Annotated in this window: 10 protein-coding genes; 3 read left to right on the top strand and 7 right to left on the bottom strand. The window is 44.0% G+C overall.

Annotation, left to right across the window (positions count from 1 at the left end; all coding sequences use genetic code 11):
* Window positions 1-477, bottom strand: a 477-nt coding sequence (locus AB3112_RS04055) for a GRP family sugar transporter (RefSeq protein WP_367333990.1), incomplete at its 3' end; no start/stop codon positions are given.
* A gap of 284 nt (window positions 478-761) precedes the next feature.
* Window positions 762-1,865 carry a glycerol dehydrogenase gene (locus tag AB3112_RS04060; RefSeq protein ID WP_084998416.1) on the bottom strand — a complete coding sequence of 368 codons (1,104 nt, stop codon included), beginning with the start codon at window positions 1,863-1,865 and terminating at the stop codon, window positions 762-764.
* A 108-nt stretch (window positions 1,866-1,973) separates the two neighbouring features.
* Here AB3112_RS04060 and AB3112_RS04065 point away from each other — a divergent pair, with 108 nt between their 5' ends.
* Complete coding sequence (locus AB3112_RS04065; RefSeq protein ID WP_367333991.1) at window positions 1,974-2,912, top strand: LacI family DNA-binding transcriptional regulator; 939 nt, start codon at window positions 1,974-1,976, stop codon at window positions 2,910-2,912.
* 134 nt (window positions 2,913-3,046) lie between these two features.
* On the opposite strand, the gene AB3112_RS04070 is transcribed toward AB3112_RS04065, so the two are convergent.
* Window positions 3,047-5,212 (bottom strand): YhgE/Pip family protein, encoded by a 2,166-nt coding sequence (locus AB3112_RS04070; protein WP_367333992.1) that lies wholly within the window; start codon window positions 5,210-5,212, stop codon window positions 3,047-3,049.
* Window positions 5,213-5,224: 12 nt separating this feature from the next.
* Window positions 5,225-5,917: a D-alanyl-D-alanine carboxypeptidase gene (locus AB3112_RS04075; protein WP_084974616.1), complete on the bottom strand. Its 693-nt coding sequence runs from the start codon at window positions 5,915-5,917 to the stop codon at window positions 5,225-5,227.
* Between the two features lie 136 nt (window positions 5,918-6,053).
* Between AB3112_RS04075 and AB3112_RS04080 the strand changes: the two genes are divergently transcribed.
* A complete protein-coding gene (locus AB3112_RS04080) occupies window positions 6,054-8,219 on the top strand; it encodes a YhgE/Pip domain-containing protein (RefSeq protein WP_084974618.1) in 2,166 nt (721 codons plus the stop codon).
* A 213-nt stretch (window positions 8,220-8,432) separates the two neighbouring features.
* Here the strand turns inward: AB3112_RS04080 and AB3112_RS04085 are convergent, their stop codons facing one another.
* From AB3112_RS04085 to AB3112_RS04095, 3 genes are all read right to left on the bottom strand, one after another.
* The gene (locus AB3112_RS04085; RefSeq protein ID WP_057910948.1) at window positions 8,433-9,287 is read right to left on the bottom strand and encodes a GRP family sugar transporter; all 855 of its coding nucleotides are present in this window, start codon (window positions 9,285-9,287) and stop codon (window positions 8,433-8,435) included.
* 233 nt (window positions 9,288-9,520) lie between these two features.
* Window positions 9,521-9,736, bottom strand: coding sequence for a hypothetical protein (locus AB3112_RS04090; RefSeq protein ID WP_057910949.1), 216 nt, complete (start codon window positions 9,734-9,736; stop codon window positions 9,521-9,523).
* A 111-nt stretch (window positions 9,737-9,847) separates the two neighbouring features.
* Window positions 9,848-10,480 (bottom strand): hypothetical protein, encoded by a 633-nt coding sequence (locus AB3112_RS04095; protein WP_239822877.1) that lies wholly within the window; start codon window positions 10,478-10,480, stop codon window positions 9,848-9,850.
* 161 nt (window positions 10,481-10,641) lie between these two features.
* Here AB3112_RS04095 and AB3112_RS04100 point away from each other — a divergent pair.
* Window positions 10,642-12,545, top strand: a 1,904-nt coding sequence (locus AB3112_RS04100; RefSeq protein ID WP_367333993.1) for a M1 family aminopeptidase, incomplete at its 3' end; no start/stop codon positions are given.

Raw genomic sequence — 12,545 nt, forward strand, 5'->3', positions numbered from 1 at the left:
CCAGAACCCGACGGTCGTGCACAGAAGAAACAATGCATCCTTCATGGAAACTTTGCCACCCTTTTGATCGCTGACAGAGGTACAAAGTGCCCCGACAATTACGATTATTAGGGCGATAACCCCAATAATCTTGGCTTTGGCGCCCGGCCAATCTCCAAAAATCAAGACGCCGATGATGGAATTTCCGACGAGTTGGAAAACCGTTGATAATGGGAATGTGTTGGACACGCCGATTCGTTTGAAAGAAATGAACTGGCCGATTTGTCCAATGGTCCACAGCGCACCACAAAGCAGGGCAAAACAAAAGGCAGTCAAATTAACCGATGGTCGAGTGATCAAAAAGGCGGTTAAACCAATAATCGATGTTCCCGCACCAATTCCAAAGATTTGATTGACGGGGCTTCCTCCAACCTTTCCTGTAATCAGCGGCATTACGCCCCAACCAATGGCAGGTAATAAAGCAATTAAAATGTTCATAATCAATAACGCTTCCTCTCTTATTTCTTAACAAGATAACCATAATTTAGGAAACCAGTTTCCTGTCAAGCCTAAAGTTCAAAAAGTCACAACTGGAGCGACAATATTCCGCCAAAAGCTGTTGTTTGATGCGCGACTTAGCTAGAAGAAAATAGGAAATCGCAAAAAGAGGCCAGGGCACAAGTGATCTTGCGCTCCAGCCTCTATCTCCTGGGGAAGGAGGGATGCCGAAATAAAATAATCGAAATTAAAGCGACGATTTTGAATTCAGCATCGACTGAATCTTATTTGTTGGCTTCCAAGTATTCTTTGGTGTATGAATCAACCGCTCGGAATGCCTGGGCAACATCGTTTGGTTCAACCTTGAATGGGAGTCGGTCAATGGTGTCGTTTTCTGAACAAGCGGCTTTTCCGGCAGCTAGTAATTCTTCGTCGGTGGCATTTTCCAAGTGTAAATCAGCCAAGGTTGTTGGCAGACCTAATGATAAAATCAGCTTGAAATACTTGTTGTAACGGTCTTGATCGGCACCTTCAAGCATTAATTGGGTCAAGGTTCCATAAGCAACTTTTTCACCATGGGTTAAAGCATGGGTTTGTTCCAGTGTCGTCAATCCATCGTGAATTGCGTGCGCACCTGACAGACCACCACTTTCAAAGCCAAGTCCACTCATCAAAGTATTTGCTTCGATGACTTTTTCCAGGGCACTGGTTACCACGTGCTGCTTAACATCAGCGACTGCGATATGGGCGTATTTGAATAACGTCTCCTCACATTTTTGGCCAATGGCACTTCCAACCAATGTCTGCTTTTCGTTCAACATGGTATCGGCACCGGCTTGAGCAACTGCCTGGGCTTCAACGTTGGTTGCCAAAGCGTCGGCAATTCCGGCGATCAGTAAGTGCGCAGGGGCACCGGCAATAATGTGACTGTCAACTAATACCAAGTTGGGGTTATGATTGTAGAAACGGTAGTGATCAAAGCTGCCATCGTCCGTGTAAATCACTGAAAGTCGTGAACAGGGTGCGTCAGTTGACGCTAAAGTTGGCATGATGACAACGGGGATATCGAGGTTATCGGCAATGGCCTTTGCGGAATCACTTGTTTTTCCGCCGCCAAGGCCATAAATAGCGCTTACATTTTCGTCTTTACCAATTTGTGCAATCCGGTTGATTTCATTTTCGGATGATTCACCTTGGAATTTAACGAGGACAACTGAGTAGCCGTGATCCTTTAAGTAGGATTCGAATTTTTGGCCGACAATATTATAAACACTGTCGTCGGTGAGCAAGAGTGGCTTGTCGCCAAAACCCTTCAGATACTGATCACTTTCAAATAAAACACCGTTACCTTGAATATATGAAGATGGTGAGCCAAATTCTTTTGTCATTATAAATCCCTCCAAAACATATTTGATTACAAATTCACAATACACTCGGAAACCGGTTTCTTGTCAAGTTAAAATAGCATATAATTGAAAAATAATGAGGTGATCGCATTGAAAACAATTTATGATGTTGCCAAAGCCGCTGGTTACGCGCCATCCACCGTTTCGAAGTATCTGACCCATCACGGATACGTCAGTCAAGCTGCCGGTAAAAAAATTGAGCAGGCGATGGTGGATCTTGACTATCATTACAATGGTTTAGCCCGATTGTTAAACGAGGGGGCATCGTCACGTTTGGGCATCATGGTGCCCTATCTTGACCAGCCCTATTTCCAGGAACTTGTCCAATCGATTATGAATGTTTCAGTTAAGCAACAACGAGAAGTGATCATTTTGCCGACAAATTATGATACCAGTTTGGAACAGTTGTACTTGGATCGGCTTGAGCATCAATTAATTGGGCAATTGATTATTACGTCGCATGCCTTGCCGTTGGAACAAATTGCCAACTATCAGAAGTTTGCGCCGATTGTGGTTTGTGAACGCAGCGCGCATTTGCCGATCAGGTCCGTTTACAATGATCGGTTGGGAACGTTTAAACAGCTGTTTGGAAAAATCAAGGCAGCAGGACAAACTCATATTGGGCTGATTCTTGCCCGACCAGCGTCACAAAGCCGTTCAACTGAAGAAGTGTTAGCAGCTTATGCTGAAGTATTTGGCGAAAAGATTGACCCCAACTTGGTTCGATACCATGGCAAAACACTGGCGGACGGGATTCGGGAAGCCAAGCAGCTTCAACAAATTGATGCTCAGCTTCAGGTTGTGTTAACAGAAGGGGATACAACCGCCGCTGGGGCCTATTCCGAGTATCAAAAATCGGGTACAAAGGTTACAGTCATTGGCCAGGGTAATGAGCTTCCCAGCCAACTACTGGGATTTTCGACGATTGACTATCACTTGGGAGAAGTTGGTAGACAGGCAGTTGCACTGTTGGCCGAAGAAGATGTGCGTTCGGTCGCTGTTCCGGTTGAAATTGTTGATCGAAAATAAAGTGTGATGAGAAGTGCGTGACAAGAAACACAAATTAATTATGTTGTATTGCATGACAAGAAAACGAGGTCGAATCAAAAGCTGACACTTTTGACTCGACCTCGTTTTAATAACTGCTTTCGAACATTCCACCCTCACAGCTGGGACTTGTGAAAGCCTTTTTCCATCTTCGAAAGTGGTTTGGCAAATACGCGTCTTAACGGTGCAATGAGTAAGAATAGTGCACCGAATGCTGCCAACGACAACATTGCCTGCCAATAAACGCTTGGAATCGGCCCGGCGATGGCTTCTCTGAACGCTTGAATCGTGTAAGTGAACGGCAAGAACGGTGCCAGTGCCGCCAAGTGATTTGGAATCAATTCCAGTGGGTAAACACCACCGGTTCCAAATAATTGAGCGATCATCATCAACACACTGAAGACTTTACCGACATTGCCGAACATGTAGACGAATGTGAACATAATAATGGTAAAGACAATTGTCGCCAAGTAAGCCGTTGCCAGCATTGCCAAAAGGCTACGTGGCCGCAAACCGATGATTAACATTTCACCCAGCATGGTAAACGTTGTTTGAGTCATTGATAACGTCAGGTAAAGTAACAGTTTGCCGATATATTTTTGGACCATGTTTGATTTTGGAACCCGCTCGTCTTTTGGAATAATATAGCGCCACGAAACGATCGTGGTCAGCAGCAAAACGCCGACCCACATGGATAAAGTGGTATAAAATGGCGTGACACCATAGCCAAACAGCTGCATATTATAAAGCGGCTTTTGCCTAAGCGTGATTGGTGACGCCAACAAGTTCGAAACTTTGGGATTTTCACCTAGCACATTGATTAATTTATTGAGATTGTCTTCATTGATAAATTTGGTTTTGTCATTCAGGTCATTAAGCTTGTCCTCAATTCCATTAAGGCGGGTTTTAATCCGGTTAACCTGAGAGACAGACAGTTTACTAATTGCTTTGCCACCAGCAGTTAAGGTATTTAGCTGGGGGATGAGTGAGCGAAGCGACTCTAAAACCTGATCGTTGCCGTTTAACTGGGTGTCCAAAGTATCGCTGAGACTATCGATCCCTTGATTCACGGTATTGTTAAACGTTGAACCGATATCATCAAGGCTGTTTCCAAAGGCATTCGCAGTCTTATTCAACCGATTAATCAGACTGTTAATTGATTTCTTTGAGCTGCCGGATTGGTTGGCGGACTTTAATGCTGCCAAGTTACGTTGCTGTTGATGAATCTCTTTTTTGGCGTTGCTCAATCCCTTGATTAAAGAAACAGTCTGGTTGTTTGGCAAAATATTGTTCAAGACGTCGGCAACCCGCAGTGCGTTATTGATGTGGTCAAGTGTGTTGGCATTTAAGGTTTCCAACTGTTTGATCTCACTGCCCAACAACGAGCGGCCAGAGGAACTTCCGTTACTGCCCAAACTTGAAATTAACGAGCGCATTTGATTGTTGTCTGATTGGAGGTCATTTAACCCACTTGATAAATCGTTTCGAGACGACCGCAGCGTTTCCTTGGTTGATTGAGTTAGGGCTCTTCCGTGGCTGACAACCTGCTGAAGATTGGTAATCTGGCTTGAAATCTTTGGAATGTCTTTTTGAACGGTCTGCAAATATTTCTGGGCATTGCCGGAGTCCTTGTTTGCCCGACTTAAATACCCTTTGGTTTTCTTAACCGTATTAACGGCGTCCAGCAGCGACGATCGAATTTGAAGGATCTCCGGTTTGTGGGTATTGATTTTTTCACCAGCTGAATTCATTTCTTTTAGCGCTGCCTTGCTTCCGATTTTGATGAAACTATCACGGACTTGCTCGGTTAAGGCATCAACTGCTTGGCCGGAAATTTTGGTTGCGGCTGGGTTTAACTTTTCGTTGGATTTATAAACGATATTTGGCTTTTCCGGATTGGTTGAAACCAGGGTTGCCAACTTACTTGAAAAGTCATTGGGAATTTCAATCAGGGAGTAATATTTTCCTTCGTCCAAGCCGTTATTTCCCTGCCAATCGTTGGTAATAATCCAATTGATGGAATGGTTTTGTCTGAGTTGGCCGACAATTTGGTCACCGACGTTGAGTTGTTTGCCATTGACGGTACTGCCCTCATCATCGTTGACGACTGCGATGGGTAAACGGCTGGTATTGGCTTTAGAGTAGGGGTCCCAGGACACTTTGATGTTTGGAATTGCGTAGATTGCGGGAATAAGACAAAAAGCCAGCAGTGTGATCCACACTGGCCGGCTATGAAATATTTTCCGTAAGTCACGTTTGAATAATGTTAATATTGTTCTCATAAATGGGTCCCTTTAGTTGATCCGATCGAGTAATCCTTGGGCCAAGGCAAAGACCTGGTTGTTAAGGTTATGAATGGCAACAACTTTTGGATACAATTTATTAATCCCTTCACTAAATAGGTAGTTGAGTGTCTGGCCATCGGACTTGATCATTTCAAAGATTTGGTTGAGCTTGATGATGTCTGGATTATTGGTAATCGAGTTTTTCAGATTGGTAAGCTGGGTTAACAGATCCGGCAGGGTACTTTGCTTATCCATGAGTTTTAGAATTGAAATCACGTTGTTTTTATTATCCGTGGACAAGGTATCAATTAAGCCGATAATTTGATTTAATTGTTTGCGCTGCTGGTTGATATTAATGAGTCTAACCAAATGGCCGCTCCAAATCCAGCCTTTAACCTTGCCATTTCCATTTTTGACATAATAATACACGGCTTTATTTCCATTAGCTCGTTGTAGCGTTGCGGATTTATAGGTGTAAAATGTGGTCAAAGGATAGTTATCTGCATTATGAACTTTTTTCTGCAGTGTCGTTGAACTGTAAAGATAGCCGCTGACTGCCCGGTATGGCGCCTTGGTTAAGGATTGGGTACTAACGACCTTAGCGGCGGTTGATTTGGCCGACACGGTGTTTGACTGCGACAGGCCAATGCCAAATAGCATTGCCAGACCCAATACCCAAAGTTTTGCGATGATGTGTTTCATAGTAAGATCCCCCTTGAAATTCGACAAGAATTGTTAACTATGGTTAACTGTTGTTAATCATTCGCATACGCGTTATTATCAGTATAATGCATTTTTCAACAGAAACAAGCAAGTTAAAAAATTTGAGGGTTGTTCGATGTTTAAAAATATTAAATTAATTTATCAACGCGATTTAAAAGCGATTTTTAAATATAAAGCAGCGCTGCTGACCATTACGGCGCTGTGTGTTTTGCCATGTCTATATACGCTGGTCAACGTTAAGGCGATTTGGAATCCTTATACGTCCCAAGAGGTCAGCAAGATTCCGGTTGCCGTTGTCAATGAGGATCAAGGGACCAGCGTACAGGGCAAGACGATGAATCTGGGCAAGCAAATCATCACCCAGCTGAAGCAAAATAATCAGATTGGCTGGCGCTTTGTTGATGCCGGTACGGCTCAAAAACGTGTTCGGGCCGGGAAATACTATGCCGAAATCAAAATTCCAAGCAGCTTTTCAGCGGACCTGGCCAGCATTGTGAGTTCCAATCCGAAAAAAGCACATCTTGATTATATTGCAGACACCAAGGCCAGTCCAATGGGGTACAAGATCACAGAAGCGGCCTCACAAAACCTGCTTAACACCATTAAAAAACAATTCGTCTATCAAGTAAATAGTACCATCTTTTCTTATTTAAACATTGCCGGTAAGAAGGCACAGGCGAACGAGTCCCAGATTTTAAATTTAAAGGATTTGATTATCAATTTGGGTGACAGCATGGACCTGGCGACCAATACATTGGGCGACATTAGTGATACTTCCAGTGGGCTGGCGGCCGTCTTTACTGAGATTAAGCCGGTCATATCGGCTTCTCAAAACGTCAATATCAATCAAGCAATTGGCGAATCCAATAGTAGTTTGATTAAAAGTGTCAATCATTCCGTCAATCAGTCATTTAACAATCTTCACACCGGCTTAACCGGGGTTCAATCCGACGCGCAACGGTTGCGAACCCTCACTAACCAGTTAAATCAAACCACGTCATCAGCCAGCAAAAGCCAAGTCAGTGCTTTGACCAGTCAGATCCTGTCCCAAATTAAATTATTGCAAGGGCAAATCACGCCATTGATTTCGTACCTAAACACCATTAATAAGACCCAGAATCTAACCGGGGTCGCTAACTTGATCAGCCAGTTGAATGATGTCAAAAGTATTTTAAATGATCAATCCGCACAAGTGACCCAACTGCAGCGCAACTTGTCTTCCGGTAATTCTGCCAATGCCCGGCTGCAGCAAAATATTGCCAGTCATTCCTATTCGGTGGCGACCAGGCTTAACGCAACGCTGTCAACTTATAACGCTCGGGTTAAATCTGAGTTAAAGGCCATCCAACGGAATTTATTATCTGCGAACAGTAAGGCTGCCAGCGTCTTAAATAACGTTAATGGGATTCGCAGCCTAAACGAAAAGTCGTTGGATACGATTATTTCAGGTAACCAACTCGTCAGTCAGTCGACTGATGACCTTGAGTCCCAGCTGCTTCAGTATAAGGGTGTGATTCAGCAGGCCAGCAATCAACTGAAGCTGACTTCTGATAACAATATTGCAGATATCATCAGTGTTCTTCAAAACAATCCCAAGCTGATGGGGGATGCGTTATCACAACCCTTTAACGTTAAAAACGAGAATATCTATCGGGTCAGCTCGTTTGGAGAAGCTTTCGCGCCGACCTACATGGCGTTGTCAATTTGGGTTGGCTGCGCAATGCTGGTGGCCGTTCTGCATACCTCAGTGCCGAAATATCATAAGTTTGCCAATTTGAAGCCACGGGAAGAATACATTGGCAAGATGCTGTTGTACAACACCTTGTCGATGATTCAAACAATGGTGATTATTCTCTCGGCGGTCTTTATCTTGAGAATTCACGTGGAAAGTTTATTCCTAATGGTGATGATCGGCGTGGTCTCGTCGCTGACGTTCTCGGTAATCGTGTATACGATGGCGTCAGTGTTTGGAAACTTGGGGAAAGCCCTGGCAATTATGATGGTTGCCTTTCAATTGGCCGGAAGTGGCGCAATTTATCCAGTCCAGCTTGATCCCTTGTTCCTCAGAATCGTTCAGCCGATATTCCCATTCTCATATGCGGTCAGTGGCTTCCGTGAAGCGGTTGGCGGGCCAAACGTTGGGACCGTCGTTCTCGACTTTTTCGTTTTGATTTGCATGTTGATCGGCGGCCTGTTGGTGGGCTTATTCTTGAAAGACTTCTTCAGAAGAGTAACAGCCAGACTGCTGAACGACTTTACCAAGACTGGCATTGGTCAGTGATGGGGTTCATGATTGATGAAATAAGAAGAGGCCGGAGCAAAACGTTATGTTTTGCTTCGACCTTTTTTGGTTTCAATGTTACTTGGTTGAATTGTGCGCCAATCGGCTGATCCCGGCCATTTAAGCCCAACAATCAATCATTCCAAACCCGGGAATAATCGATTGTTGGGCTTAAATTCTGGGATCAAAACGCCGATTGTCACACACTATTCCCTAAGCAAACGACGTCGCAATACTTCCGAGAACAATCAAGACAATTCCGGCAATTGTATACATCATTTCGCGATGGCTCTTATGTTCGTGCAAAACAGCAATGCCGCCGAATGTGGCAATGACGACACTCAACTGTGTCCAGATAAAGGCTGACGTATTTCCGTTTGCCTGTGCTGAATAAATGTAAGATAGTGCCGCAATACCCCAAATTAGTCCGGCAAAGATATTAAGATACTGTTCTTTTTGGGTAAATGATTTCCGATCCGTAAAGAGGCCAAAAATCACTGCACCAACCAAAATTCCCAGCATTTCTGGCAGGAAAATCGACGTGCCGCTTTGGGCTTTAATAATCGGAATATTTGGAAATGACGAGTAAATCCAGTAACCAACGGTGGTCACCAACAAGAATAGTGAGTCCTTCAAGGTAATCTTACCGTCTTTTTGATCACTAACAGAGGTTAAGAGGGCCCCGGAAATGACGATCAATAGGGCGATAAAGCCAATCACTTTGGACTGGGTACCTTTCCAGTCACCGAAAATCAAGACGCCTAGAATTGAGTTACCCACTAACTGGAACACAGTTGAAAGTGGGTAGGTGTTAGCAACGCCAATTCGCTTGAAAGAAATAAACTGACCAATTTGGCCAATTGTCCACAGGGCACCACAGACGAGGGCAAATAGGAATGCCTTGCCATCAACGGCTGGACGGGTAATAGCAAAAACAATTAAGCCGATAATGGTTGTTCCAGCACCAATTCCAAAAATCTGGTTCGTGGGTGAGCCACCAACTTTCCCAGTGACTAACGGCATTAATCCCCATCCCAGAGCGGGCAGCAATGCAATAAGTATATTCATAATCAAAATTCTCCTTCTCTTTAAGTAACAATAGCTATCATATAACTTATGAAAATAAATTTCCATAAAAACGGTTACAAAATTTATATAAATTTAAAATATTTTAAATAAGATTCACGGTAGAATCAAGTGGGACAAGGAATACAAAAATTTGGACGGTTAGCGAACAAAGAGGGCTGAAACATAAATCAACGACTTATGTGCCAACCCTCTTGTAAAAAACTTTCAATATGCTAGTGGCGGTTATTATAAGCTTGGACTTGCGAGCGTTGATACAGCGCATATCCGCCATAAATTGCGGCAATCACAAGTCCGATCAGCAGGAGCTTCGAGAAAATTAAAACGCCAAACAATAGGAAGACAACCCAAAACGACGCTTTAAGAAGCAGCCAGCTGATTTTGATGGCCAGTGTGCCAAATAGTAAGAGTAAAATCAATAAAGTGATCATGGTGATGTCCTTCCTTCAATGGCTGTATGACAGCCATGTTGATTAACCTAAATTTATCACTTTTTATCTAGGATGCAAGCTCATTTCGCTAAAAATTTAAACGGGTGATGTTTATTGATCGTCGTTTCCCAAGACCTTGAAGTTATGCTTTAATTTGGGCCAAACGTACCGGTCCGCAGTTTGAATAATCAGACCATTAAATAAAATGGAAAAAATGGTGCCGACGTTGACGGCGTAAAGGTTCTTTGTCATGGCAAATGAGATAATCATTGCGATAATCGGGGGCACAAAATCAATTAGTTGGGCCGCTACGGCACTCTTCTTTAGATACATAAACCGCAAAATGTTGGTCGTGTCGTCGTTAGGGTGCATTAGAAGGTTGGCTCGTTGATAAAGTGAGATTGCTGTGCAAAAGAAAATAATGCCCAGGCAGGCAAGAATGCCCCGAACGACAATCGGCAACTGGCCCACTCCCAGCAGTTCAAAGCCTTGGACAAAAATATTGACGAAGTAGCTGAAGAAGCAAACATAGAGGACTTCACCAATAAAGCGCGGCCAATCCAAATATTTCAGCAGAATTTGGTTGGTAATAGCGTTTAACAACCCGATGAAAAATAAGATCATCCCAACGTTGACGTTGAACCAGTGGCTATAATTCACCGCCGAAGCTGTCCAAACAGCGCTTCCCATGTTGGCGGAAATCGTGAGTGCATTTCCAAATGCGTTTAAAATCAACCCGGAAATCAGCCCGGTCCAACGTTGTGCTTTTGTATTTTTGATGATGCTCGCCCCCTAATAACACTAGTGTAGCAAGCATCAACAAATACGGCAAACGAGATTTATTGACCACCTGCTTTCTCATAGTCGTATAATATAATTAACTAAATTTCATCAGGAGGCATTTCATGGCAGAACAGCTAACCCATTTTTATGAAAAGTTTCAACCAACCCATTACAATATTTATTTAGATATCAACCGACAAGGCAAACAATTCTCCGGGACTTCAACAATTATCGGAGATGCAAAATCACAAAGTATTTCAATTCACCAAAAGTTTTTGGACATTCAATCTGTTCAATTAGATGGACAGGATCTTTCATTCACCAAGGACGATAAGCAGGAAGCAATTCATATTAATTTGCCCAAAACAGGTGAAGTGAAGCTGGTCATCGCCTTTCAAGCCAAGTTAACCGATACCATGATGGGAATTTATCCTTCTTACTATGAAGTTGACGGCGTCAAAAAACAGCTCATTGGAACCCAGTTCGAGACGACGGCAGCCCGCCAAGCGTTTCCATGTGTTGATGAACCCGAAGCCAAAGCGACTTTTGATTTGGCCATCAAATTCGATGAGCACGAGGGCGAATCAATCATCAGCAATATGCCCGAAGTCAGAACCGAAAACGGCGTTCACTACTTTGACACGACAATGAGAATGTCCACTTACCTGATTGCCTTTGGCTTCGGTGAGCTCCAAAGTGTCAAAACGACCACCAAGAGCGGCGTTGAAGTCGGCGTCTTTTCGACGAAAGCGCATCAACAAAGCGAGCTGGACTTTGCCTTGGATATTGCCAAACGTTCAATCGAATTTTACGAAGACTTTTATCAAACCCCTTATCCGTTACCACATTCATGGCAGTTGGCATTGCCCGACTTCTCAGCCGGCGCGATGGAAAACTGGGGACTGGTTACGTATCGGGAAGCCTACTTATTATTAGATCCTGAAAACACCTCGTTTGAAATGAAACAATTGGTGGCAACCGTGATCGCCCATGAACTTGCGCACCAGTGGTTTGGTGACTTGGTGACGATGAAGTGGTGGGACGATTTATGGTTGAATGAAAGTTTCGCCAACATGATGGAATACGTTGCGATTGATGCGATCGAACCCGACTGGCACATTTGGGAAGTCTTCCAAACTTCTGAAGCGCCAGCCGCCCTCCAACGGGATGCGACTGACGGGGTGCAATCTGTCCACGTTCAAGTGGAAGATCCTGCCGAAATCGATTCGATTTTTGATTCAGCCATTGTGTATGCCAAGGGTGCTCGGATGCTGGTCATGGCCCGGGCCCTGGTTGGCGATGATGCCTTACGAAAAGGCTTGAAAGCTTATTTTGACGCTCACAAGTTCCATAACGCCACCGGTGCTGATTTATGGTCGGCGTTGGGGGATGCATCCGGAATGGATGTCGGTGCCATCATGAATTCTTGGTTGGAACAACCCGGTTATCCAGTGGTCACGGCTAAAGTGGTTGACGGCCAACTAACGCTGTCACAACAACAATTTTTCATTGGCAAAGGACAAGATGTTGACCGCAAGTGGCAGATTCCGTTGAACAGCAATTACGAGGCAGTTCCCGAAATTATGGCCGATCAGTCGTTGACGATTGGCGATTACGCCGAACTCCGAAACAAGACGGGCAAACCGTTCTTCTTAAACGTCGGCAACAGTTCGCACTTCATTGTTCAATATGATGAAACGTTAATGAAGGATATTTTGGATCACGTGGCTTCATTAGATTCAATTTCTCAACTTCAACTGCTTCAAGACTTGCGTTTATTAGCCGATGGTCGCAAGAATTCATACGCCAACATTGTGCCGTTACTGCCAACGTTTTCAGAGAGCCAGTCAAACATTGTGAACGCGGCCCTTTATCGAGTTGCGTCCAACCTTCAGAAGTTCGTGACACCAAAATCTGATGAAGAAACCGCGTTGAAGGCGTTCTTTGATAAGCTGAGTGCTTCTCAGTTGGCACGTTTGGGTTGGCAGCCTAAAGCTGATGAATCAAACGACGATCAATTGACCCG

The sequence above is a fragment of the Lentilactobacillus sp. genome (assembly GCF_040773105.1).
In the GTDB taxonomy this organism is placed as follows: domain Bacteria; phylum Bacillota; class Bacilli; order Lactobacillales; family Lactobacillaceae; genus Lentilactobacillus; species Lentilactobacillus parabuchneri.

Excerpts from the sequence above, each read along its gene's own strand:
- AB3112_RS04080 (WP_084974618.1), top strand. The coding sequence starts at position 6,054 with ATGTTTAAAAATATTAAATTAATTTATCAACGCGATTTAAAAGCGATT.
- AB3112_RS04070 (WP_367333992.1), bottom strand. The coding sequence starts at position 5,212 with ATGAGAACAATATTAACATTATTCAAACGTGACTTACGGAAAATATTT.
- AB3112_RS04090 (WP_057910949.1), bottom strand. The coding sequence starts at position 9,736 with ATGATCACTTTATTGATTTTACTCTTACTATTTGGCACACTGGCCATC.
- AB3112_RS04060 (WP_084998416.1), bottom strand. The coding sequence starts at position 1,865 with ATGACAAAAGAATTTGGCTCACCATCTTCATATATTCAAGGTAACGGT.
- AB3112_RS04085 (WP_057910948.1), bottom strand. The coding sequence starts at position 9,287 with ATGAATATACTTATTGCATTGCTGCCCGCTCTGGGATGGGGATTAATG.
- AB3112_RS04075 (WP_084974616.1), bottom strand. The coding sequence starts at position 5,917 with ATGAAACACATCATCGCAAAACTTTGGGTATTGGGTCTGGCAATGCTA.